This window comes from Streptomyces morookaense, assembly GCF_013030945.1.
Classification (GTDB): domain Bacteria; phylum Actinomycetota; class Actinomycetes; order Streptomycetales; family Streptomycetaceae; genus Streptomyces; species Streptomyces morookaensis.
This window is the reverse complement of the sequence record NZ_JABBXF010000079.1, coordinates 40,474-60,055: the sequence shown is the minus strand read 5'-3', so window position 1 is coordinate 60,055 and position 19,582 is coordinate 40,474. Positions and strand designations below refer to the sequence as shown.

The following is a 19,582-nucleotide window of genomic DNA, read 5'->3' as shown; positions in this document are numbered from 1 at the left end:
GCCCGCCCGCGCCGCTCCCGGGCGGCCCCGAACCGGCGCCCGCCGCCCCGCAGATCACGGCCGCCCCGCAGGCCCGGCCGGACCAGCGCACCCAGGAGCCGCCCGCCGCGGTCCCCGCCCGGCGTCAGGAGAGCCCGCCGCCCGTGCTCCGTCCGTCATCGGCCGCGGTGCCGGTCCGGGAGCAGCAGCAGTCCGTCCCGCCGCAGGGCCCGGTCGGCTGGGCGCAGCAGGTGCACCAGCTCGCCGCGGGGGAGCCGGGGCCGTGGAAGCCGCCGCCCGCGGACGACTTCTTCGCGATGGCCGCGCAGGCCCAGGGCCGGCCGGCCCCGCTCGGCCGCCGCCTGGGCGCGCGGCTGATCGACTGGGCCGTGCTCGGCACGGCCGTGGGCGCCGTCGCGGCGCCGCTGTGGGACAAGTCCGTCGACCACATCGACGCCAAGGTGGAGCGCGCCCGGCAGTCCGGCCAGACGGTGACGGTCTGGCTGCTCGACGGCACGACCGGCATGTACCTCGGCATCGTGCTGGCGGTCCTCCTCGTCGGCGGGGTGCTCTACGAGGCGCTGCCGACCGCGCTGTGGGGGAGCACGCTGGGCAAGAAGCTGTTCGGGGTGCGGGTGCTGGACATCGAGTCGCACGACAAGGCCTCGTTCGGCACGGCACTGCGGCGCTGGCTCGTCAACGCCGTGCTGGGCGTGCTGGGCATCGGTGTACTGAACGTCCTGTGGTGCCTGTTCGACCGCCCGTGGCGGCAGTGCTGGCACGACAAGGCGGCGCGCACGTTCGTGGCCTCGGCCAAGGGTTGAGCCGGTCCGTCGGCTGCGGGCCGGTGGGAACTGCGCGAGCAGCCACTGACGGCCCGCACTCGCGCACGGCCGCCGAACCCGAACGGCACAGCGGCGGATGCGGGAGGCGGTGCCCTGGGTTCTACTCGGGCCATGAGCACCGAGGAGCCGCAGGACAACGACCCGTTCCTGAAGCAGCCGCCGTCCGAGCCGCCCGGTGATCAGTACGGCGGCCGGCACGGCGGCCCGTACGGCGGTGCCCCGCCCTACGGCGGCCCCGGCGGTCCGCCGCCGCCCGGCGGCCCCGGCAGCCCCTACGGCAACGCATACGGCGCAGCCGACCCCCTGGCCGGCATGCCGCCGCTGGCGAACCGGTTCAAGCGGCTCGTCGCCCGCATCATCGACGGCCTGATCGTCGGCGTCCCGATCACCGCGATCTTCTCGGCGGCCACCCGCGGCTGGGATCCCACGCAGGACAACGGCAAGACCTCGGGCCTGGGCATCCTCATCGCCGTCGTCTACTTCGTCTACGAGGGGCTGATGCTGACCTCGCGCGGGCAGACGCTCGGCAAGATGGCGATGAAGATCCGGGTCGGGATGCTGGACAACGGCGCCGTCCCGGCGGGCAGCGCGGGCTGGACGCGTGCGGCGGTCTACAACCTGCCGGAGATCGTGCCCTGTTGCGGCTTCCTGTTCTGGCTGATCAATGTGCTGTGGTGCACATGGGACCAGCCGTACCACCAGTGCATCCACGACAAGGCGGCGAAGACCGTCGTGGTGTCAACCGTGCAGTGACTCGCTGACCGTGGGGGCGGCTGCCGTCTGCGAGGGCGTCCGCTGCCCGGGGATCCGGACGGCGGTCCGTGTATGCCGGCGGCGCGGTGGCGCCGCGACGGCGAAGGCGGCGAGCAATCCGAGGACCAGGGCCGTCAGGGCGACGACCGCGGCTCCGAACCCCGAGCGCTCCTGGGACAGCAGCAGCATGACGAGGGTCGAGAAGACCACGGTGGCCGAGCCGTAGGCGATCTGTGCAGGAGTCGGACGCGGCATGGCGGTATCCGTCCTCAAGACATCGGCGGGGACGACGAGTCGGCAGACAGGGGACAGCACTCCGACTCTACGGTCCTGACTGCCCGAGGGGAACCAGCAGTAAGCGTGACCTAACCCATGGTGGCAGGGCGCAGGGGGCGTGTGGATGCACTGGAGGCATCAACGGGGCGTCGTTGTGCGCCCGTTGCACATCGAAGAAACCCTTGCCCCATCCTTTATTCGAAACTTAAAGTCCGCATAACGTACTGGGGTTGACCGCCTCAGTCAAGATCTGTCTTTTCTTGCGTCACTCCGGTCAAATACCTCCACAGTTCTTACTGGGGAGGACACTCACAAGTGAACAGCAGCCAACGGAGGGGCTTCAGAGCCGCCGCCGTGGCCACGGTGACCGCCGCACTCGGCGCGGCCACCCTGACCACGGGGACGGCCTGGGCCGCGAGCCCGACCGACTCGCCCTCGCCCGCCGCCGTCGAGCGCCACGACCCCGCGCAGGTGCAGCGCGGTGCGGAGCACGACCTCAAGGGCCCCTACTCGAAGAAGCAGGCCGACCAGCGCAAGTCCGCGCTGGAGCAGGTGATCTCCGGCGACGCCAAGGCCGAGAAGCGCGGACCGTCCACGGTCGTCCAGCTCGGCAAGGGCAAGTACGTCGAGCTCGCCCGGCAGAAGACCGACAAGATCTTCACGATCCTCGTCGACTTCGGCGACAAGGTCGACGACACGACGATGTACGACCCGGACGGGCCCGACGGCCCCAAGCCGCCCGTCAAGAAGTACGGCGGCACGCCCGGCCCCGCCCACAACCGGATACCGGAGCCGGACCGTGCGAAGGACAACAGCACGGCCTGGCAGAAGGACTTCGACCGGCAGCACTACCAGGATCTCTATTTCTCGCACGACAAGAACAAGGAGTCCCTGGCCAAGTACTACGAGAAGCAGTCCTCGGGCCGCTACTCGGTCGACGGCGTCGTCAGCGACTGGGTGCGCGTGCCCTGGAACGAGGCGCGCTACGGCTCCAACTACTGCGGCAGCACGAACTGTTCCAACGCCTGGGACCTGGTGCGCGACGCGGTGAACCAGTGGGTGGCGGACCAGAAGGCCGCCGGCCGCAGCGACGCCGACATCAAGGCCACCCTGGCCCAGTACGACCAGTGGGACCGCAACGACTACAACCACAACGGCAACTTCAACGAGCCCGACGGCTACATCGACCACTTCCAGATCGTCCACGCCGGCGAGGACGAGTCGGCGGGCGGCGGTGCGCAGGGCAAGGACGCCATCTGGGCGCACCGCTGGTACGCCTACGGCTCCGACGCCGGCAAGACGGGCCCGGCGGGCAACAAGGCGGGCGGCACCGAGATCGGCGACACCGGTTTCTGGGTCGGCGACTACACGATGCAGCCGGAGAACGGCGGACTCGGCGTCTTCGCCCACGAGTACGGCCACGACCTGGGCCTGCCCGACGAGTACGACACCACCGGAACCGGTGAGTCCTCCGTCGCCTTCTGGTCGTTGATGTCCTCCGGCTCCTGGCTCGGCAACGGCAAGGACACCATCGGCGACCTTCCCGGCGACATGAGCGCCTGGGACAAGCTCCAACTGGGCTGGCTGAACTACGACAAGGCCAAGGCCGCGACGAAGTCGACGCACAAGCTGGGCGTGGCCGAGTACAACACCAAGGACAAGCAGGCCCTGGTGGTCGACCTGCCGGCCAAGAAGGTCACCACCGACGTGGTCAAGCCGGCCGAGGGCACCAGGCAGTGGTGGTCGGGCCAGGGCGACGGCCTGAAGAACACCCTGACCCGGACCGTGGACCTCACCGGTGCCTCCAAGGCGTCGCTGGACCTCTCCGGCTGGTGGGACATCGAGGAGAACTACGACTTCCTCTACACCGAGGTCTCCACGGACGACGGCGCGAACTGGACCCCGCTCGACGGCACGGCCGACGGCAAGGCGGTCACCCGCGACGGCGGCAACCGCCCGGCCCTGACCGGCACATCGGGCGCGTACCGGAAGCTGGCCTTCCCGCTCGACGCGTACGCGGGCAAGAAGATCGGCCTCCGCTTCCGCTACGCCACCGACGGCGGCACCTCCGGCAAGGGCTTCACGGCGGACGCCATCACGCTCACCGCGGACGGCCGGACGGTCTTCGCGGACAACGCCGAGGGCGACGACAACGGCTGGACGGCCAACGGCTTTTCGCGCATCGGCGGCTCCTTCACCAAGGAGTACCCGCAGTACTACATCGCCGAGAACCGCCAGTACGTCTCCTACGACCGGACCCTGAAGACCGGCCCGTACAACTTCGGCTGGCGGGACAGCAAGCCGGGCCGGGTGGAGCACTACCCGTACCAGAACGGCCTGTTGGTGTGGCTGTGGGACACCTCGCAGGCGGACAACAACGTCGGCGTACACCCCGGTTCCGGCCGCATCCTGCCGGTCGACGCCCACCCCAAGCCCGAGAAGTGGGCGGACGGTTCGCTCATGCGCAACCGCTTCCAGGCCTACGACTCGACGTTCAGCTGGTTCCCGGCCGCGGGCTACACCGTGCACTCCAACGGCGTGGCCGCCAAGGTCAAGGGCAAGGCGGGCGTTCCGGTCTTCGACGACCACAAGGGCACCTACTACGACCCGGCGAACCCCACGGGCGGGGTGCGCCTGGCCGACACCAACACCCGCATCCGGATCCTGGCGCAGGCGCCGGGCGGCTCCTGGATGGTCCTCCAGGTCGGCCCGTCGGCGAAGCGATAACCAAGGCGACCGCTCGGTAACCGGCCGCCGCCTCGCCCTCTGGCGGGCGGCGGCCATCGTGCCCATGATGCTCTCGTGATGGTCTTACCGGCGGAGAGCTGAGGCGAGGCGATGGCAGGCGGAGGCTACGCAAGACTCCCGGACAGCAGCGTGGTCGTCGCCCTGGCCCTGCCGGGGCCGCCCGGCGGCGGCGCCGAGCCGGGCGCGCGCGTACGCGTCCTGGTCCGCGCGGCCAACCGCGCCCGCGCGTTGACGCGCCTGCGCAACCTGGGGCTGCGCGCGGTCTACCTCCGGGGCAACACGGAGCCGCCGACGCCGGACGAGATCACGGCGGTGCTGCACCATCCGGAGGGCATCGTGTGGCGGTCGATGCCGGACGACGACACGGAGTCGTGGCATCCGATAGCCACGTTGTTGCGGCGGGCGGGGTGAGCGCCCACGGGGCTCACCCCACGATCGGTTTGCCGCTCAGCTCGACGCCCGCTTCCCGCATCTCCTCCAGCGCCCGCTGCGTCGTCTCGGCGGCGACCCCCGCCGTCAGGTCCAGCAGCACATGCGTGGCGAAGCCGCACCGCACCGCGTCCAGCGCCGTGGCCCGTACGCAGTGGTCGGTGGCGATGCCGACCACGTCCACCTCGGTCACCCCGCGCTCCCGCAGCCACCGTTCCAGCGGTGCCCCGTTCTCGTCCGTCCCCTCGAAGCCGCTGTACGCCGCCGCGTAGGCCCCCTTGTCGAAGACCGCTTCGATCGCCCCGGAGGTGATGACGGGCGCGAAGTTCGGGTGGAACCCGCTCCCCTCCGTGCCCGCCACGCAGTGCGCCGGCCAGGAGTGCTCGAAGTCGGGGTGCTGCGAGAAGTGCTCGCCCGGGTCCACGTGGTGGTCACGCGTCGCGACGACGTGTTCGTATATCCCGGCCGTCTCGGCCACATGGTCGGTTATGGCCGCGGCCACGTCGGAGCCGCCGGTCACCGCGAGGCTGCCGCCCTCGCAGAAGTCGTTCTGCACGTCGACGATGATCAGTGCACGGTTCATGGTGCAGATCCTTTGGGGGGAGGGCCGTCGGTCGAACAGGTCGAACAACAGATCAGCTCGATGTGACCGAGGGTAGTGACTCACGTAGGGGTGTGCGAGGGGGAACGGACGGCGCAAGGGAACAACGGGGGCTCACGCCCCCGCGCTGCCGCCCCCCGGGGGTGTCCTAGCCGACGTACTCGGTCGGCAGCACCGGCTCGCCGCGGGAGAGCTGCGTCGCCGACAGCGGCAGCCCGGCGCGGGCCCGGACGTGCCGTTCGCGGGCCGCGGCCAGCGGCTCCCGGGCGACGACCTCGCCCTTGCGGACCAGCTCGACCAGCAGCTGCCGGTCCGCGAGCTCCGCCGGGACCTCGCCCGTGCCGACGACCTCCGCCTCGGCCACCCCGTCCGCGTCGACCCTGCGCGCGGCCCACTTGCGGCCGCCGATGGACGTCTTGCCGCCCATCGACTTCTTGGCCACGGGCCGCAGCGGGGCGTCCTCGCCGGAGGAGTCCGCGCGGGCGACCAGCTTGTAGACCATCGAGCACGTGGGGTGCCCGCTGCCGGTGACCAGCTGGGTGCCCACGCCGTACGCGTCCACGGGCGCGGCGGCCAGCGAGGCGATGGCGTACTCGTCCAGGTCGCTGGTCACGACGATCTTCGTGTCCTGGGCCCCCAGGTCGTCCAGCTGCTGGCGCACCCGGTGGGCGAGCAGCAGCAGGTCCCCGGAGTCGATGCGCACCGCGCCCAGCTGCGGCCCGGCGACCTCGACGGCCATCTTCACGGCCTCGGTGACGTCGTAGGTGTCGACCAGCAGCGTCGTCGTGCCGCCGAGCGAGGCGACCTGGGCGGTGAAGGCGTCCCGCTCGTTGTCGTGCAGCAGGGTGAAGGCGTGGGCGCTGGTGCCGACGGTGGGGATGTTGTAGCGGAAGCCGGCGGCCAGATCCGAGGTGGAACTGAAGCCGCCCACGAAGGCGGCGCGTGCGGCGGCGACGGCGGCCAGCTCATGGGTGCGCCGGGCACCCATCTCGATCAGCGGGCGGTCACCGGCGGCCACGGCCATCCGGGAGGCGGCCGCGGCGACCGCGGAGTCGTGGTTGAGGATCGACAGGATCACCGTCTCCAGCAGCACGGCCTCGGCGAAGGTCCCCTCGACCCGCATGACGGGCGAGCCCGGGAAGTAGACCTCGCCCTCCGGGTAGCCCCAGATGTCGCCGCGGAAGCGGTAGTCGGCCAGCCAGGCGAGCGTGGGCTCGTCGACGATCTGCTGCGCGGCGAGAAAGTCCAGCACACCGCGGTCGAAGCGGAAGTTCTCGACGGCGTCCAGGACGCGGCCGATGCCCCCCACGACGCCGTAGCGGCGCCCGTGCGGCAGGCGGCGGGTGAAGACCTCGAAGACCGAGCGCCGGTCCGCGGTGCCGGCCCGCAGCGCGGCCTGCACCATCGTGAGCTCGTAGCGGTCGGTGAAGAGGGCCGTCGACGGCACGTCCACCGGCAGCCTCAAGTCCGCAGCATTCATGGCTCAGATGCTACCTCCAATACTCGTCAGAGTGACGATTTCAGTGATCGAAAGCACGCCCCCCGCACGGGGACCCCTTTGTGCATCGGCTGCCCGCGAGTGGCAGCATGGGAACCGTGAGTGTTGCACCGGTCGAGATCGAACGGCCCGAGACGGGCGAGTCCCCCTTCGCGGTGACCGAGCCCGATGTGCCCTGGGTGACCCTGGTCCACAACGACCCCGTGAACCTCATGAGTTATGTGACGTATGTCTTCCAGGCCTATTTCGGCTACTCCAAGGACAAGGCACGCAAACTGATGCTCGACGTCCACCACAAGGGCCGTGCCACGGTGTCCAGCGGGAGCCGTGAGGAGATGGAGCGCGACGTGCAGGCGATGCACGGCTACGGGCTCTGGGCGACGCTGTCGCAGGACCGTTGATGGCGGGGCACTTCGAGCCGCTGCCCGGCGGCGGGGCCGCCGTGGCCCTGGACGAGGTCGAGATCTCCATCCTCCGCAGCCTGGCCGTTCAGCTGCTGGAGCTGATCGGGCCGGGGGAGGCCGAAGGACCGGACGCCGCCGACCCGCTGGCCCGGCTCTTTGCCGAGGGCCCGAGCGAGCCGCCGTCCGACCCCGCGCTGGCCCGGCTCTTCCCCGACGCCTACGGCACGCCCGGCACCGACCAGGACCGGCAGGAGCGTGCGTACGCAGCCGAATTCCGCCGCTACACCGAGACCGACCTGCGCGCCCGCAAGCGCGACGACGCCCTCGCGATGGTGCGCTCCCTCGACGGGCTGACCGTGGCCGGAGACCGCGGCGCGGTGCTGCGTCTGTCGCCGGAGGACTGCGCGCGGTGGCTGGGCTCGCTCAACGATCTCCGCCTGACGATCGGGACCCGTCTGGAGATCGGCGACGAGAACGACGGCGAGGCCCTGCTCGGGCTGCCGGACGAGGATCCGCGCAAGCCGATGGTGATGGCGTACCTGTGGCTCGGGGGTCTGCAGGAAACACTCGTCGAGTCGCTCATGGCCTGATCGTTTCGGTGCCGTCAGGCCGGTGTTCGCTCAGCGGACGCTCAAATTCGAATAACGATCGAATTACCGTGGCGGCGGCTCTTGCCGCCGCCTGTGACCTTTGTCCTGCTTTTTGTGTGGCGTGCGCCATACCGGCCCCACTGATCTCCTTGTTACATCGTGATACATCTTGCCGACCTGCCTCCGTGACGCCACCCATGTCGCGGCGGGAGCGCTGGCCGACCGACCGTCGGCACTCGCAGGACTCCATCCGGGGGGATCGGAACCCGATCCGGAGCAACCGGATCGGTATGGAGCGAAAGGCGCACCACCATGACCTCTGAGCAGGTCGCGTCCCGAACCGCAGTGCGGGACGAGAACGGAAGCGGAACAGAAGCTTCCGAGGGTTACCAGCGGGGACTGGGCAACCGGCAGATCCAGATGATCGCCATTGGTGGCGCCATCGGTACGGGATTGTTTCTCGGCGCGGGCAAGGCCATATCCAAGGCCGGTCCGAGCCTGATCCTGGGCTATGCGATCGCCGGCCTGGTCATCTTCTTCATCATGCGAGCGCTCGGCGAGCTGCTCATGTACCGCCCCGTGTCGGGCTCCTTCTCGGAGTACGCCCGCGAGTTCCTCGGTCCCTTCTGGGGCTATGTGACGGGCTGGACGTACTGGCTGTTCTGGGTCGTCACCGGCATGACCGAGGTCACCGCCGCGGCCACCTACGTCCAGTACTGGGACAAGTCCATTCCGCAGTGGGTCTCGGCCCTCGGCTTCACCGTCATCCTCTACTTCGCCAACCTGATCTCCGTGAAGCTCTTCGGCGAGCTGGAGTTCTGGTTCTCCATGGTCAAGGTCACCGCCATCATGGGCATGATCCTGATCGGCATCGGCGTCCTCACCCTCGGCTTCTCCAACGCCGGCAAGACGGCCTCCGTCAGCCACCTGTGGGCCGACGGCGGATTCTTCCCGCACGGCATCGGCGGCACGCTGATGACCCTGCACCTGGTGATGTTCGCGTTCATGGCCGTCGAACTGGTCGGCGTCACCGCCGGCGAGGCCAAGGACCCGAAGAAGACCCTGCCCCAGGCCATCAACACCGTGCCCTGGCGCATCGCCCTCTTCTACCTGGGCGCGCTCATCATCATCCTGTCCGTGGTCAGCTGGACCGCCTTCGAGCCGGGCGTCAGCCCGTTCGTCGAGGCGTTCCAGAGGATCGGCCTCCCGGCCGGTGCCGGCATCGTCAACTTCGTGGTGCTCACCGCGGCGCTGTCGTCCTGCAACTCCGGCATGTACTCCACGGGCCGCATGCTGCGCGACCTCTCGCTCAACGGCCAGGGCCCCAAGTTCTTCGCCCAGTTGAGCAAGAAGGGCCTGCCGCTGCGCGGCACCACCGTCTCCGCAGCGCTGATGCTGGTCGGCGTGTGGATCAACTACCAGTGGCCCGGCCAGGCGTTCGACTACGTCGTCTCCTTCGCCACCATCTCCGGTCTGTGGGCCTGGGTCATGATCCTCGCGTCCCACCTGCGCTACCGGAAGCTGGCCGACGCCGGCGTGCTGCCGCAGTCGGAGTTCAAGGCCCCGGGCGCCCCGTGGACCAGCATCTTCGGACTGCTCTTCATCGGCATGGTGTTCGTGCTGATGGGTGTCGACAAGGACGCCCGGATCTCGCTGTACTGCGCCCCGGTGTGGGCCGCGGTCATGTGGGTCTCGTACCTGGTGCTCAAGAAGCGCAACCCCGAGGCCTTCGCCCGCAAGCCGCACCCGGCCCCGGCCCCGGAGGTCGAGGCAGCCGCCTGATCGTTTCCGCTTCCCGCCGGAACGGGCCCGTCCGAACCTCCCCGGAGGAACGGCCGGGCCCGTGCCTATTCTTGGCGCCATGCTGACCCTCACCCAGGACCTCCACGACCGGATCGTCGCCCACGCCCGTGCCGATCACCCGGACGAGGCATGCGGCGTGGTCGCCGGCCCCGCCGGCAGCGGCCGGCCCGAGCGGTTCGTCCCGATGCTCAACGCGGCCCGCTCGCCCACCTTCTACGAGTTCGACTCGGGCGATCTCCTCAAGCTCTACCGGGAGATGGACGACCGCGACGAGGAGCCGGTGATCATCTACCACTCCCACACGGCCACCGAGGCCTACCCGTCCCGCACCGACATCTCCTACGCCAACGAGCCGGGCGCGCACTACGTCCTGGTCTCCACCGCGGACACCGACGGCTCCGGCCCCTTCCAGTTCCGCTCGTTCCGCATCGTGGACGGCGAAGTCACCGAGGAAGAGGTCGAGATCGTCGCCGCATACGGGAATGTGACCACGCAGTAAGACCGTTGTGTCCGGATGCCGGTACATGCTTCCGGCGGACGCACACGGTGTCGATACGATCGCCCCACGTGCCCCACCCCAGCACTCCAGCACTCCGACAGGAGCACCGCCATGGCCATCGAGGTCCGTATTCCGACCATCCTCCGCACGTACACCGACGGCGCCAAGGCCGTCGAGGGCGGCGGTGCCACGCTCGACGAGCTGTTCAAGGACCTCGACAGCCGGCATGCGGGCATCCGCGAGCGCCTGGTCGACGAGTCGGGTGCACTGCGCCGCTTCGTGAACGTCTACCTCAACGACGAGGACGTCCGCTTCCTGGACGGCCTCGCCACCGCGCTCGGCGACGGCGACAGCGTCACCATCCTCCCGGCGGTCGCCGGCGGAATGGTCTGAGCGGCGCCCCCATGCGCTACGAGAGCCCCCTGGCGGCCGTCGGCAACACCCCGCTCGTCGGGCTGCCCCGGCTGTCCCCCTCGGCGTCCGTGCGGATCTGGGCGAAGCTGGAGGACCGCAACCCCACCGGCTCCGTCAAGGACCGCCCCGCGCTGCACATGATCGAGCAGGCCGAGAAGGCCGGCCGGCTCACCCCCGGCTGCACCATCCTCGAACCCACCTCCGGCAACACCGGCATCTCCCTCGCCATGGCCGCCAGGCTCAAGGGCTACCGCATGGTGTGCGTGATGCCGGAGAACACCAGCGAGGAGCGGCGCCAGCTGCTCGCCATGTGGGGCGCCGAGATCATCCCCTCGCCCGCCGCCGGGGGCTCCAACACGGCCGTGCGCGTGGCCAAGGAGCTCGCCGCGCAGCACCCGGACTGGGTGATGCTCTACCAGTACGGCAACCCCGACAACGCCGGCGCCCACTACGCCACGACGGGTCCCGAAATCCTCGCCGACCTCCCGGAGATCACCCACTTCGTGGCCGGGCTCGGCACCACCGGCACCCTCATGGGCGTCGGCCGCTATCTGCGCGAGCACGTCCCCGGCGTGCAGATCGTCGCCGCCGAACCGCGCTACGACGACCTGGTCTACGGGCTCCGCAACCTCGACGAGGGCTTCGTCCCCGAGCTCTACGACGCCTCCGTTCTCACCACGCGCTTCTCCGTCGGCTCCGAGGACGCGGTGCGCCGCACCCGCGAACTCCTCGCCGAGGAAGGCATCTTCGCGGGCGTTTCGACCGGCGCCGTGCTGCACGCGGCCCTCGGCGTCGCCCGCAAGGCCGTCCGCGCAGGGGAACGGGCGGACATCGTCTTCGTCGTGGCCGACGGCGGCTGGAAGTACCTCTCCACCGGCGTCTACACGGCTGCGACGACCGAGGAGGCGGTGGCCGCCCTGCACGGCCAGCTGTGGGCCTAGTCCGATCCGGTCGGTAAAAAACAGAACTGTGCACGGGTGAGCTGCTACTACCGATGTTGGCAGGCGGCTGACATCATCACGTAGGAGACGCACATGACCTGTCCCGCATGTGGATCTTCGGACACGAGGCAACTCAACAATGGAAACTGGCAGTGCGGAAACTGCGGCGCAGTCACGGCTGGACCGGGCAGCGTGGGATGCGCTCGCCCCTGAAACGCGTGAACGGCTCGCGGCCTTCATGTCGCCCGAGGTGTTCACGGTGACGGCCGGCAGCAAGGAGTCGGCCGAGCGCTTCCAGCGCTTCATGGACACGCTGGACCGCGCCGAACAGCACAAGCCCCTGTAGCCGCAGCCTTCTCCGCCCCGTGGCCCCGCCCGCGCCCTTCTGCAGCGCGGCGGGGCCTTCGGTGCACCGGGCGCCGTGCCGGACGGCCGTCCTGGTGATTCCAGCCACACCACCCCGCCGCCGTGGAGCCACCGCACCGCTCCCGCCTTACGCTCGACGCACCGCATGGCCCCCCGTCACCGGCCCACGGAGGTTCAGGCCCGTATGAAGCTCACCGTCGTCGGATGCTCGGGGTCGTTCCCGTCCACGGAATCGGCCTGTTCGAGCTACCTCGTCGAGGCCGACGGCTACCGGCTGCTGCTCGACATGGGCAACGGCGCCCTCGGCGAGCTCCAGCGCCACATCGGTCTCTACGACCTCGACGCCGTGCTTCTCTCGCACCTCCACCCCGACCACTGCATCGACATGTGCGGCTACTTCGTCGCCCGCTACTACCGCCACGACGGCGGCCGCGCCCGCCCGATCCCCGTCCACGGCCCGCAGGGCACCGAACAACGGCTGGTCACGGCCTACGGCGACGTGCCCGACGAGGCCTGTATGAGCGAGGTCTTCGACTTCCGCACCCTGCGCCCCGGCACCTTCACCCTCGGCCCCCTGACGGTCCGTACGGCCCGGGTCCGCCACCCCGTCGAGGCCTACGCCTTCCGCGTCGAGCACAACGGGGCGTCCCTGGTCTACTCCGGCGACACCGGCCCCTGCGCGGCCCTGGACGAACTCTCCGCCGGCGCCGGACTGCTGCTGTGCGAGGCCTCGTTCACGCACGGCAAGGAGGACATCCCCGACCTCCACCTCACCGGCCTGGAGGCCGGCGAATGCGCGGCCCGCGCGGGCGTCGGCCGCCTCGTCCTCACCCACATCCCGCCGTGGACCGACCCGTTGACGAACCTGCGCGACGCGAGATCCGTCTACGACGGTCCGGCGGAACTGGCGCAGGCGGGGGCGGTGTACGAGGTGCAGGGCGCCCCGTAAGGGAAAGGCCCCGGAACCGACAGCGGTTCCGGGGCCTTTCCGAGTCGCCGACAGGCTCAGGCCTTCGTGACGTCCTCGATCTCCTCCTCGGGCTCACGGCCCGGGGTAGGGAGGTTGAACTTCGTGATCGCGAAGCGGAAGACGACGTAGTAGACCGCGGCGAACGCGAGGCCGATCGGAATGATCAGCACCGGGTTGGTGGCCTTGCTCCAGTTGAGCAGGTAGTCGATGAGTCCGGCGGAGAAGCCGAAGCCGTCGTGGACACCCAGGCTCCAGGTGACCGCCATGGAGATACCGGTGAGGACCGCGTGCACCGCATACAGCAGCGGGGCGATGAAGAGGAAGGTGAACTCGATCGGCTCGGTCACACCGGTGACGAACGAGGTCAGCGCGAGCGAGATCATCATGCCCAGGACGGCCTTACGGCGCTCGGGGCGGGCGGAGTGCGCGATGGCGATGGCGGCGGCAGGGAGGCCGAACATCATGACGGGGAAGAAGCCCGACATGAACTGGCCCGCCGACGGGTCACCGTGGAAGAAGCGCGGAATCTCGCCGTGCCAGACCTGGCCCGCGGAGTCCGTGAAGCTGCCGACCTGCTGCTGGAAGAAGGTGTTCAGGAACTGGTGCATGCCCACCGGGATCAGACCGCGGTTGAACACGCCGTAGATGCCGGCGCCTGCGGAACCCAGCCCCACGAGCCAGTCGCTGAAGGAAGTGAGGGCGTCACCGATGGGCTGCCAGGCGAGGCCGAAGAAGACACCGAAGAGCACGCCGATGAAGGCCATCAGGATGGGCACCAGACGGCGGCCGTTGAAGAAGCCGAGCCAGTCGACGAGCTTGGTTCGGTGGAAGCGCTGCCAGACGATGGCGCTCACCAGACCGACCAGGATGCCACCGAGGACACCCGGGTCCTGTGGCTTGCCCTTGGGAAGGGCCGCAGTGATCGTGCCGTCGGCCGGGAACGCCGTCAGCACGTTCTTGTAGACGAGAAAGCCGACCAGGGCGGCAAGGGCCGTCGAGCCGTCCGCCTTCTTCGCGTAACCGATGGCAACGCCGATACAGAACAGCAATGGCAGGTTGGCGAAGACCGCGTCACCTGCGGTCGCGAAGACCGTGGCGACCTTGCCCCACTGCAGACCGTCCTTGCCGAAGACGTCGTCCTGGCCGAGACGCAGCAGGATCGCCGCAGCGGGCAGCACGGCGACCGGCAGCTGCAGGCTGCGGCCGATCTTCTGCATGCCCTGCAGAAGTCCACTGCCCAGCTTCTTCGCGGGAGTCGCCTTCTTCTCCGCCTTGGCGGGCTTCTCGGCAGGCTTCTCGACGACCGCGGTCGCGGTGCTCGCCGACGCCTTCGCAGTCTCGGCCTTCTGCGCCGGCGCCGCGGCGCCGCCGTTCTTCTTCTGGGCCGGCACCGGCCGCTTCTTCTGCTGCCCGGAGGGCTTCCTGGTCGCCTTCGACCTGGGCCTGCTCATCGGATTCCTCCAAGTGAGGCGGGCGCTCGGGGGAAGGGGACGGCCCGCTTATGGTCTACACCACTCAGTGGTTTAGACCTGTTGTAGCACGTGAAGCGGGCATAAAGGAATCCATGGTTCCAGGTGGCCTGGACCACATGCACAGCGCCCCCCGAACCTAGTTGCCCCCGGGCGGCGCAGGGTTACAAGATCCTTACGGGCCGTTGAACTTACGGCTTCACCGCCGCGTCCTCGAAACCCTCCGCGCCCTCCTCCTCCGGCTCCCGCCCCGGCGTCGGGATGTCGAACTTCGTGATCGCGAACCGGAAGAGCACGTAGTAGACGACCGCGAAGCACAGACCGATCGGAATGATCAGCCAAGGCCGGGTCGCCAGGCTCCAGTTGATCACGTAGTCGATCAGGCCCGCCGAGAAACTGAAACCGTCGTGGACGCCCAGGTCCCAGGTGACCGCCATCGAGACACCGGTGAGCAGCGCGTGCGCCACGTACAGCAGCGGGGCGATGAAGAGGAAGGAGTACTCGATGGGCTCGGTGATGCCCGTGACGAGCGAGGTCAGGCCCACCGAGAGCATCATGCCGCCCACCGCCTTGCGGTGCGCCGGCCGGGCGCAGTGCGTGATCGCCAGGGCCGCCGCCGGCAGCGCGAACATCATGATCGGGAAGAAGCCCGAGGTGAACTGCCCGGCCGTCGGGTCGCCCGCCAGGAAGCGGTTGATGTCGCCGTGCACCACCGTGCCGTCCGGCCTGGTGTAGTCGCCGAACTGGAACCACACGAAGACGTTCAGGAACTGGTGCAGGCCGATCACCAGCAGGCCCCGGTTGGCCACGCCGAAGATGCCGGAACCGAGCGAACTCAGGTCCACCAGCCACTTGCTGAAGCTCGTCAGGCCGCGCCCCACCGGCGGCCAGATCCACAGGCACAGCGCCGCGAAGGCGATCGCCACGAACGCCATGATGATCGGCACCAGCCGGCGCCCGTTGAAGAAGCCCAGCCAGTCCACCAGCCGCACCCGGTGGTAGCGCTCCCAGAGCTTGGCCGTCATATAGCCCATGACGATGCCGCCGAAGACGCCCGGATTCTGGTACGTGGCCGGGGAGGGCGGCCCCGTGGTCCCGGCACACACACCGTTCAGCAGGCCCGCCCCCGTGAACCGGCCGCCGCCGGGGCAGCCCTCCGGGAACTGGTGCAGCACCGCGTAGTAGACGAGGAAGCCCGCCACCGCCGCCAGGGCCGTCGAGCCGTCCGACTTCTTCGCCATGCCGATCGCCACACCCACCGCGAACAGCAGCGGCAGCCCCAGCGAGGAGTCCAGCAGCGCGCCGCCCGCGCCCGCCATCACCTTGGCGACGTCCGTCCAGCCCAGACCGTCCTTGCCGAACACATCCGGCTGGCCGAGCCGGTTGAGGATGCCGGCGGCCGGCAGCACGGCGATGGGCAGTTGCAGGCTGCGGCCCATCTTCTGCAGGCCCTGGAAGAGGGATTGCAGATGCTGTCGGGCCGGCCCGGGGGCCGCCGCGGCTTCCGAGGTCATCTGCGTCCTCCCGGCTGGCATACTGGTGTAGACCACTCGGCGGGCGTGTGCGCAACGGCCTCCCGGAACGCACTGCCCTGGGTGGTGGCCATCTTTCGTCAGATGGCGGACGAACGCCCGCGTAGCTGGGCTGAACGTGGGTTACCGTGTGAAAGCCGGCCGGCGGGAGCGTCCGGGCCCGGCCGAGACAACCAGGAGTGCACATGGCCAGCAAGGCTGAGAAGATCGTCGCCGGCCTCGGCGGGATCGACAACATCGAAGAGGTCGAGGGCTGCATCACCCGCCTCCGCACCGAGGTCAACGACGCCTCCCTCGTCGACGAGGCCGCCCTCAAGGCCGCCGGCGCCCACGGCGTCGTCAAGATGGGCACCGCCATCCAGGTCGTCATCGGCACCGACGCGGACCCCATCGCCGCCGAGATCGAGGACATGATGTGAGCCACTGAGCTCCTCCACGCAGGGCCCCGCACCGGCACCGGCCGGAACGGGGCCCTTCGTGTTGCCGTTAGGCTCGTCACCATGTCTCGCATCGACGGCCGCACCCCCGACCAGCTCCGCCCCGTGACCATCCAGCGCGGCTGGAGCAAGCACGCCGAGGGCTCCGTCCTCGTCTCCTTCGGCGACACCAAGGTGTTCTGCACCGCCTCCGTCACCGAGGGCGTCCCCCGCTGGCGCAAGGGCAGCGGCGAAGGCTGGGTCACCGCCGAGTACGCGATGCTGCCCCGCTCCACCAACACCCGCGGCGACCGCGAATCCGTCCGCGGCAAGATCGGCGGCCGCACCCACGAGATCTCCCGCCTCATCGGCCGCTCGCTGCGCGCCGTCATCGACTACAAGGCCCTCGGCGAGAACACCATCGTCCTCGACTGCGACGTCCTCCAGGCCGACGGCGGCACCCGCACCGCCGCCATCACCGGCGCCTACGTGGCCCTGGCCGACGCCATCGCCTGGGCCCAGCAGAAGAAGCTCGTCAAGCACGGCCGGCAGCCCCTGACCGGCACCGTCTCCGCCGTCAGCGTCGGCATCGTCGACGGCGTCCCGCTCCTCGACCTCTGCTACGAGGAGGACGTGCGCGCCGAGACCGACATGAACGTCGTCTGCACCGGCGACGGCCGCTTCGTCGAGGTCCAGGGCACCGCCGAGGCCGAGCCCTTCGCCCGCGAGGAGCTGAACGCCCTCCTCGACCTGGCCGTCACCGGCTGCGCCGAACTCGACAAGGCCCAGCGCGAGGCCCTCGCCCGCACCCTCTGACACCCGGGAGACCCCGAACCGTGCAGCGCCTGATCCTGGCCACCCGCAACGCCAACAAGGTCACCGAGCTCCGCGCGATCCTCGCCGGGGCCGGCCTCGACGTCGAACTCGTCGGCGCCGACGCCTATCCCGAGGTGCCCGACGTCAAGGAGACCGGCGTCACCTTCGCCGAGAACGCCCTCCTCAAGGCCCACGCCCTGGCCCGGGCCACCGGCCACCCGGCCGTCGCCGACGACTCCGGCCTTTGTGTCGACGTCCTCAACGGCGCCCCCGGCATCTTCTCCGCCCGCTGGGCCGGCCGCCACGGCGACGACAAGGCCAACCTCGACCTCCTGCTGGCCCAGCTCGCCGACATCGCCGACGAACACCGCGGCGCCCACTTCGCCTGCGCGGCCGCCCTCGCCCTCCCCGACGGCACCGAACGCGTCGTCGAGGGCCGCCTCCGCGGCACCCTCCGCCACACCCCGTCCGGCTCGAACGGCTTCGGCTACGACCCGATCCTCCAGCCGCTCGGGGAGACGCGCACCTGCGCCGAACTGACCCCGGCCGAGAAGAACGCGATCAGCCACCGCGGCGAGGCGTTCCGGGGGCTGGTGCCGGTGGTGCGGGAGCTGCTGGGCTGACGGCGTGAAAAGGGCGCGGCACCTACCGGTGCCACGCCCTTGCCGTGGGGCCGACGAGACTCGAACTCGCACTGGCCACTACCTAAAAGTGGTGCCTCCTGCCAATTGGGCTACGGCCCCGCGCACAGACTACTGGGCCTGCTTGTAGGAGTGCCAGGCGCCTTCTCCCGCCGCCTACCGCCTCGGCACCAGGTGACTGTGATGGCGTGGCAGTTGGGGCAGAGGAGCCGGAGATTCTCGCGCCGGTCGTCGCTCCAGTCTCCGTTGAGGTGGTCGACTTCCAGCGTCATGGGCTTGCCGCGCCAGAAAGGCCCCGTCCCGCAGCCTGCGCACTCGTCCGGAACGCCGACCTCGCGCAGTGCGCGACGGAGCATGGGGGCGCGCGTGCGGTGCTTTCCGGAGTGCTTCACCAGCACTTCTCCGGGAGGCTTCCGTGGTGTCGTGCCAGGCTTGCCTCGCCGATGAGCCTGTCCCAGGAAGTGGGCCGTCGTAAGGCCGTCGTGTGCGATCCACTGGCGCAGCAGGGCACGCCGGCACTGGTTGTCCGGCTGGCCGAGCCGTCGGAGAGCCTGCGCGATGGAGCGGGACTCGCTCACGACCTCACGGAGGATGTCCGGGGACGGCCGGGCGCCGTTTTTCCGGTACTTGTGGCGGAAGTGCGAGATGTCGATCCCGAAGTGGGCGAAACGCCCGTACAAGTATCGGGAGAGCCTGTCGTAGGGCCGGACCGCCAGGAAGGCGATGACCTCGTCCATGTCGGAACATCGCTGGGCCGCTTCTGCCAGGCGTTCCCTGGTGTACCGATTGCTGCTGGTCATCGGCAGCTGTCCCCAGGCTGCGGCGGCCGGGGGGCCGCGGTTCGACGAGCCTTGGCGCGGCCACGGTATGTATCGGTGGTCGCATGACAGTTGGGGCAGAGGAGCCGGAGATTGGCAATGTGGTTGTTGCGCCAGTCGCCGTCGATGTGATCCACCTCGAGTGGCAACGGGTACCCCTTCCAGACGGGCTCCATCCCGCACAGTGAACAACGGTCGGCGATGCCGGACTTCAGCATCGCCTGCCTGAGTCGAGAGTTCTGTTCACGACGGCTCCCGGGAGAGACCTGTTCGGCAAGGAGTTCCGTGGACGTGCGCTTCTTCCGACGCGTTGCCGGTCCAGCAGTGTCGAAGTGCGATGTGTCGATGCCGAGCGCGCGGATGCGACGGCTGATGTGGGTGTGCTGGCCGCCTACCACGTCGACGCCGAGGCGCCGCAGGACGTCGCACATGTTGGACGAGGCAGCCACGGCGGCTTCGAGGGTCTCTCTGGACCAGCGCGTGCCTTCCGGTTCGAAGCGCGATGTGTCGACCCCCATTTTGTTCATACGTTCCCGGAGGTAGCTCCGCGACGAGCTCTTCGGGTCGACCCCGAGTCTCCTCAGCGCCTCCGACAGCGTCCGCGAGGACGCTGCTGCGGCTGCCAGCCGCTCCCTGGTGTACGGACTGACAGGCATGCTCCCCCTCCCTTCCTCCGCAGCGAGCGCGCAGGGCCTCGCACACACCAACGACCGAACTCCCGATCGGTTACGCCCCCGAAGCCCCCCGCACCCCCGCCGATTCACAGGAACCTGA

At 69.5% G+C, this 19,582-nt stretch carries 22 protein-coding genes and 1 tRNA gene; 15 read left to right on the top strand and 8 right to left on the bottom strand.

The genetic code is table 11. From position 1 onward, the window contains the following. Both HG542_RS27785 and HG542_RS27780 read left to right on the top strand, forming a co-directional pair. Nucleotides 1–803: RDD family protein (locus tag HG542_RS27785; RefSeq protein ID WP_171086147.1), on the top strand; the 803-nt coding region annotated here is incomplete at its 5' end. Nucleotides 804–935: 132 nt separating this feature from the next. Then, complete coding sequence (locus tag HG542_RS27780; protein WP_171086145.1) at nt 936–1,577, top strand: RDD family protein; 642 nt, start codon at nt 936–938, stop codon at nt 1,575–1,577. Here HG542_RS27780 and HG542_RS27775 read toward each other — a convergent pair. Beyond that, nucleotides 1,563–1,832 carry a hypothetical protein gene (locus HG542_RS27775; protein ID WP_171086030.1) on the bottom strand — a complete coding sequence of 90 codons (270 nt, stop codon included), beginning with the start codon at nt 1,830–1,832 and terminating at the stop codon, nt 1,563–1,565. The two genes, HG542_RS27780 and HG542_RS27775, sit on opposite strands and share 15 nt — an antisense overlap. Nucleotides 1,833–2,168: 336 nt before the next feature. On the opposite strand from HG542_RS27775, the gene HG542_RS27770 reads away from it, so the two are divergent. Together HG542_RS27770 and HG542_RS27765 are read left to right on the top strand one after the other, a co-directional pair. Further along, nucleotides 2,169–4,580, top strand: coding sequence for an immune inhibitor A domain-containing protein (locus HG542_RS27770; RefSeq protein WP_171086143.1), 2,412 nt, complete (start codon nt 2,169–2,171; stop codon nt 4,578–4,580). Between the two features lie 111 nt (nt 4,581–4,691). After that, nucleotides 4,692–5,012, top strand: a complete 321-nt coding sequence (locus HG542_RS27765; RefSeq protein ID WP_171086141.1) for a hypothetical protein — start codon at nt 4,692–4,694, stop codon at nt 5,010–5,012. A gap of 13 nt (nt 5,013–5,025) precedes the next feature. On the opposite strand, the gene pncA is transcribed toward HG542_RS27765, so the two are convergent. Together pncA and HG542_RS27755 are read right to left on the bottom strand one after the other, a co-directional pair. Next, entirely contained in the window at nt 5,026–5,613 is a 588-nt protein-coding gene (gene pncA, locus HG542_RS27760; protein ID WP_171086139.1) for a pyrazinamidase PncA, read from the bottom strand. Between the two features lie 166 nt (nt 5,614–5,779). Beyond that, nucleotides 5,780–7,111, bottom strand: a complete 1,332-nt coding sequence (locus HG542_RS27755; protein WP_171086137.1) for a nicotinate phosphoribosyltransferase — start codon at nt 7,109–7,111, stop codon at nt 5,780–5,782. 107 nt (nt 7,112–7,218) lie between these two features. Here HG542_RS27755 and clpS point away from each other — a divergent pair, with 107 nt between their 5' ends. The 8 genes from clpS to HG542_RS27715 all read left to right on the top strand — a co-directional run bounded on the left by clpS (nt 7,219) and on the right by HG542_RS27715 (nt 13,095). Beyond that, nucleotides 7,219–7,530, top strand: a complete 312-nt coding sequence (gene clpS, locus HG542_RS27750; RefSeq protein WP_171086135.1) for an ATP-dependent Clp protease adapter ClpS — start codon at nt 7,219–7,221, stop codon at nt 7,528–7,530. After that, nucleotides 7,530–8,123, top strand: coding sequence for a DUF2017 domain-containing protein (locus HG542_RS27745; RefSeq protein WP_171086133.1), 594 nt, complete (start codon nt 7,530–7,532; stop codon nt 8,121–8,123). The genes clpS and HG542_RS27745 overlap by 1 nt, the downstream gene beginning before the upstream one ends. A 312-nt stretch (nt 8,124–8,435) precedes the next feature. Then, a complete protein-coding gene (locus HG542_RS27740; RefSeq protein WP_171086131.1) occupies nt 8,436–9,905 on the top strand; it encodes an amino acid permease in 1,470 nt (489 codons plus the stop codon). Nucleotides 9,906–9,984: 79 nt separating this feature from the next. Next, the gene (locus HG542_RS27735; RefSeq protein ID WP_171086128.1) at nt 9,985–10,425 is read left to right on the top strand and encodes a M67 family metallopeptidase; all 441 of its coding nucleotides are present in this window, start codon (nt 9,985–9,987) and stop codon (nt 10,423–10,425) included. Between the two features lie 111 nt (nt 10,426–10,536). After that, on the top strand, nt 10,537–10,818 hold the full coding sequence (locus HG542_RS27730) for a MoaD/ThiS family protein (protein WP_171086126.1): 282 nt from the start codon (nt 10,537–10,539) through the stop codon (nt 10,816–10,818). A gap of 11 nt (nt 10,819–10,829) precedes the next feature. Then, the gene (locus HG542_RS27725; RefSeq protein WP_171086125.1) at nt 10,830–11,780 is read left to right on the top strand and encodes a PLP-dependent cysteine synthase family protein; all 951 of its coding nucleotides are present in this window, start codon (nt 10,830–10,832) and stop codon (nt 11,778–11,780) included. 93 nt (nt 11,781–11,873) lie between these two features. After that, a complete protein-coding gene (locus HG542_RS36085; RefSeq protein ID WP_171086123.1) occupies nt 11,874–11,993 on the top strand; it encodes an eL43 family ribosomal protein in 120 nt (39 codons plus the stop codon). A gap of 337 nt (nt 11,994–12,330) precedes the next feature. Then, the gene (locus tag HG542_RS27715; RefSeq protein ID WP_171086121.1) at nt 12,331–13,095 is read left to right on the top strand and encodes an MBL fold metallo-hydrolase; all 765 of its coding nucleotides are present in this window, start codon (nt 12,331–12,333) and stop codon (nt 13,093–13,095) included. Between the two features lie 56 nt (nt 13,096–13,151). On the opposite strand, the gene HG542_RS27710 is transcribed toward HG542_RS27715, so the two are convergent. Further along, the gene (locus tag HG542_RS27710) at nt 13,152–14,333 is read right to left on the bottom strand and encodes a PTS transporter subunit EIIC (protein WP_171086155.1); all 1,182 of its coding nucleotides are present in this window, start codon (nt 14,331–14,333) and stop codon (nt 13,152–13,154) included. Between the two features lie 443 nt (nt 14,334–14,776). Continuing rightward, nucleotides 14,777–16,099: a PTS transporter subunit EIIC gene (locus HG542_RS27705; protein ID WP_171086119.1), complete on the bottom strand. Its 1,323-nt coding sequence runs from the start codon at nt 16,097–16,099 to the stop codon at nt 14,777–14,779. 203 nt (nt 16,100–16,302) lie between these two features. Between HG542_RS27705 and HG542_RS27700 the strand changes: the two genes are divergently transcribed. From HG542_RS27700 to rdgB, 3 genes are all read left to right on the top strand, one after another. Next, nucleotides 16,303–16,536: a PTS sugar transporter subunit IIB gene (locus tag HG542_RS27700; protein WP_109498534.1), complete on the top strand. Its 234-nt coding sequence runs from the start codon at nt 16,303–16,305 to the stop codon at nt 16,534–16,536. Between the two features lie 81 nt (nt 16,537–16,617). Beyond that, the gene (gene rph, locus HG542_RS27695; protein WP_171086117.1) at nt 16,618–17,349 is read left to right on the top strand and encodes a ribonuclease PH; all 732 of its coding nucleotides are present in this window, start codon (nt 16,618–16,620) and stop codon (nt 17,347–17,349) included. A 20-nt stretch (nt 17,350–17,369) separates the two neighbouring features. Further along, nucleotides 17,370–17,972: an RdgB/HAM1 family non-canonical purine NTP pyrophosphatase gene (gene rdgB / locus HG542_RS27690; protein ID WP_171086115.1), complete on the top strand. Its 603-nt coding sequence runs from the start codon at nt 17,370–17,372 to the stop codon at nt 17,970–17,972. A gap of 45 nt (nt 17,973–18,017) precedes the next feature. Here rdgB and HG542_RS27685 read toward each other — a convergent pair. The 3 genes from HG542_RS27685 to HG542_RS27675 all read right to left on the bottom strand — a co-directional run bounded on the left by HG542_RS27685 (nt 18,018) and on the right by HG542_RS27675 (nt 19,464). Beyond that, a tRNA-Leu gene (locus HG542_RS27685) sits at nt 18,018–18,092 on the bottom strand. Next, nucleotides 18,083–18,790, bottom strand: a complete 708-nt coding sequence (locus tag HG542_RS27680; RefSeq protein ID WP_171086113.1) for an HNH endonuclease — start codon at nt 18,788–18,790, stop codon at nt 18,083–18,085. Before HG542_RS27680 ends, HG542_RS27685 begins: the two co-directional genes overlap by 10 nt. After that, the gene (locus HG542_RS27675; protein WP_171086112.1) at nt 18,787–19,464 is read right to left on the bottom strand and encodes an HNH endonuclease signature motif containing protein; all 678 of its coding nucleotides are present in this window, start codon (nt 19,462–19,464) and stop codon (nt 18,787–18,789) included. Before HG542_RS27675 ends, HG542_RS27680 begins: the two co-directional genes overlap by 4 nt. Nucleotides 19,465–19,582: the final 118 nt, after the last annotated feature.

Excerpts from the sequence above, each read along its gene's own strand:
- HG542_RS27780 (WP_171086145.1), top strand. The coding sequence starts at position 936 with ATGAGCACCGAGGAGCCGCAGGACAACGACCCGTTCCTGAAGCAGCCG.
- HG542_RS27775 (WP_171086030.1), bottom strand. The coding sequence starts at position 1,832 with ATGCCGCGTCCGACTCCTGCACAGATCGCCTACGGCTCGGCCACCGTG.
- HG542_RS27765 (WP_171086141.1), top strand. The coding sequence starts at position 4,692 with ATGGCAGGCGGAGGCTACGCAAGACTCCCGGACAGCAGCGTGGTCGTC.
- pncA (WP_171086139.1), bottom strand. The coding sequence starts at position 5,613 with ATGAACCGTGCACTGATCATCGTCGACGTGCAGAACGACTTCTGCGAG.
- HG542_RS27755 (WP_171086137.1), bottom strand. The coding sequence starts at position 7,111 with ATGAATGCTGCGGACTTGAGGCTGCCGGTGGACGTGCCGTCGACGGCC.
- clpS (WP_171086135.1), top strand. The coding sequence starts at position 7,219 with ATGGGAACCGTGAGTGTTGCACCGGTCGAGATCGAACGGCCCGAGACG.
- HG542_RS27745 (WP_171086133.1), top strand. The coding sequence starts at position 7,530 with ATGGCGGGGCACTTCGAGCCGCTGCCCGGCGGCGGGGCCGCCGTGGCC.
- HG542_RS27740 (WP_171086131.1), top strand. The coding sequence starts at position 8,436 with ATGACCTCTGAGCAGGTCGCGTCCCGAACCGCAGTGCGGGACGAGAAC.
- HG542_RS27735 (WP_171086128.1), top strand. The coding sequence starts at position 9,985 with ATGCTGACCCTCACCCAGGACCTCCACGACCGGATCGTCGCCCACGCC.
- HG542_RS27730 (WP_171086126.1), top strand. The coding sequence starts at position 10,537 with ATGGCCATCGAGGTCCGTATTCCGACCATCCTCCGCACGTACACCGAC.
- HG542_RS27725 (WP_171086125.1), top strand. The coding sequence starts at position 10,830 with ATGCGCTACGAGAGCCCCCTGGCGGCCGTCGGCAACACCCCGCTCGTC.
- HG542_RS36085 (WP_171086123.1), top strand. The coding sequence starts at position 11,874 with ATGACCTGTCCCGCATGTGGATCTTCGGACACGAGGCAACTCAACAAT.
- HG542_RS27715 (WP_171086121.1), top strand. The coding sequence starts at position 12,331 with ATGAAGCTCACCGTCGTCGGATGCTCGGGGTCGTTCCCGTCCACGGAA.
- HG542_RS27710 (WP_171086155.1), bottom strand. The coding sequence starts at position 14,333 with ATGCAGAAGATCGGCCGCAGCCTGCAGCTGCCGGTCGCCGTGCTGCCC.
- HG542_RS27705 (WP_171086119.1), bottom strand. The coding sequence starts at position 16,099 with ATGACCTCGGAAGCCGCGGCGGCCCCCGGGCCGGCCCGACAGCATCTG.
- HG542_RS27700 (WP_109498534.1), top strand. The coding sequence starts at position 16,303 with ATGGCCAGCAAGGCTGAGAAGATCGTCGCCGGCCTCGGCGGGATCGAC.
- rph (WP_171086117.1), top strand. The coding sequence starts at position 16,618 with ATGTCTCGCATCGACGGCCGCACCCCCGACCAGCTCCGCCCCGTGACC.
- HG542_RS27680 (WP_171086113.1), bottom strand. The coding sequence starts at position 18,790 with ATGACCAGCAGCAATCGGTACACCAGGGAACGCCTGGCAGAAGCGGCC.
- HG542_RS27675 (WP_171086112.1), bottom strand. The coding sequence starts at position 19,464 with ATGCCTGTCAGTCCGTACACCAGGGAGCGGCTGGCAGCCGCAGCAGCG.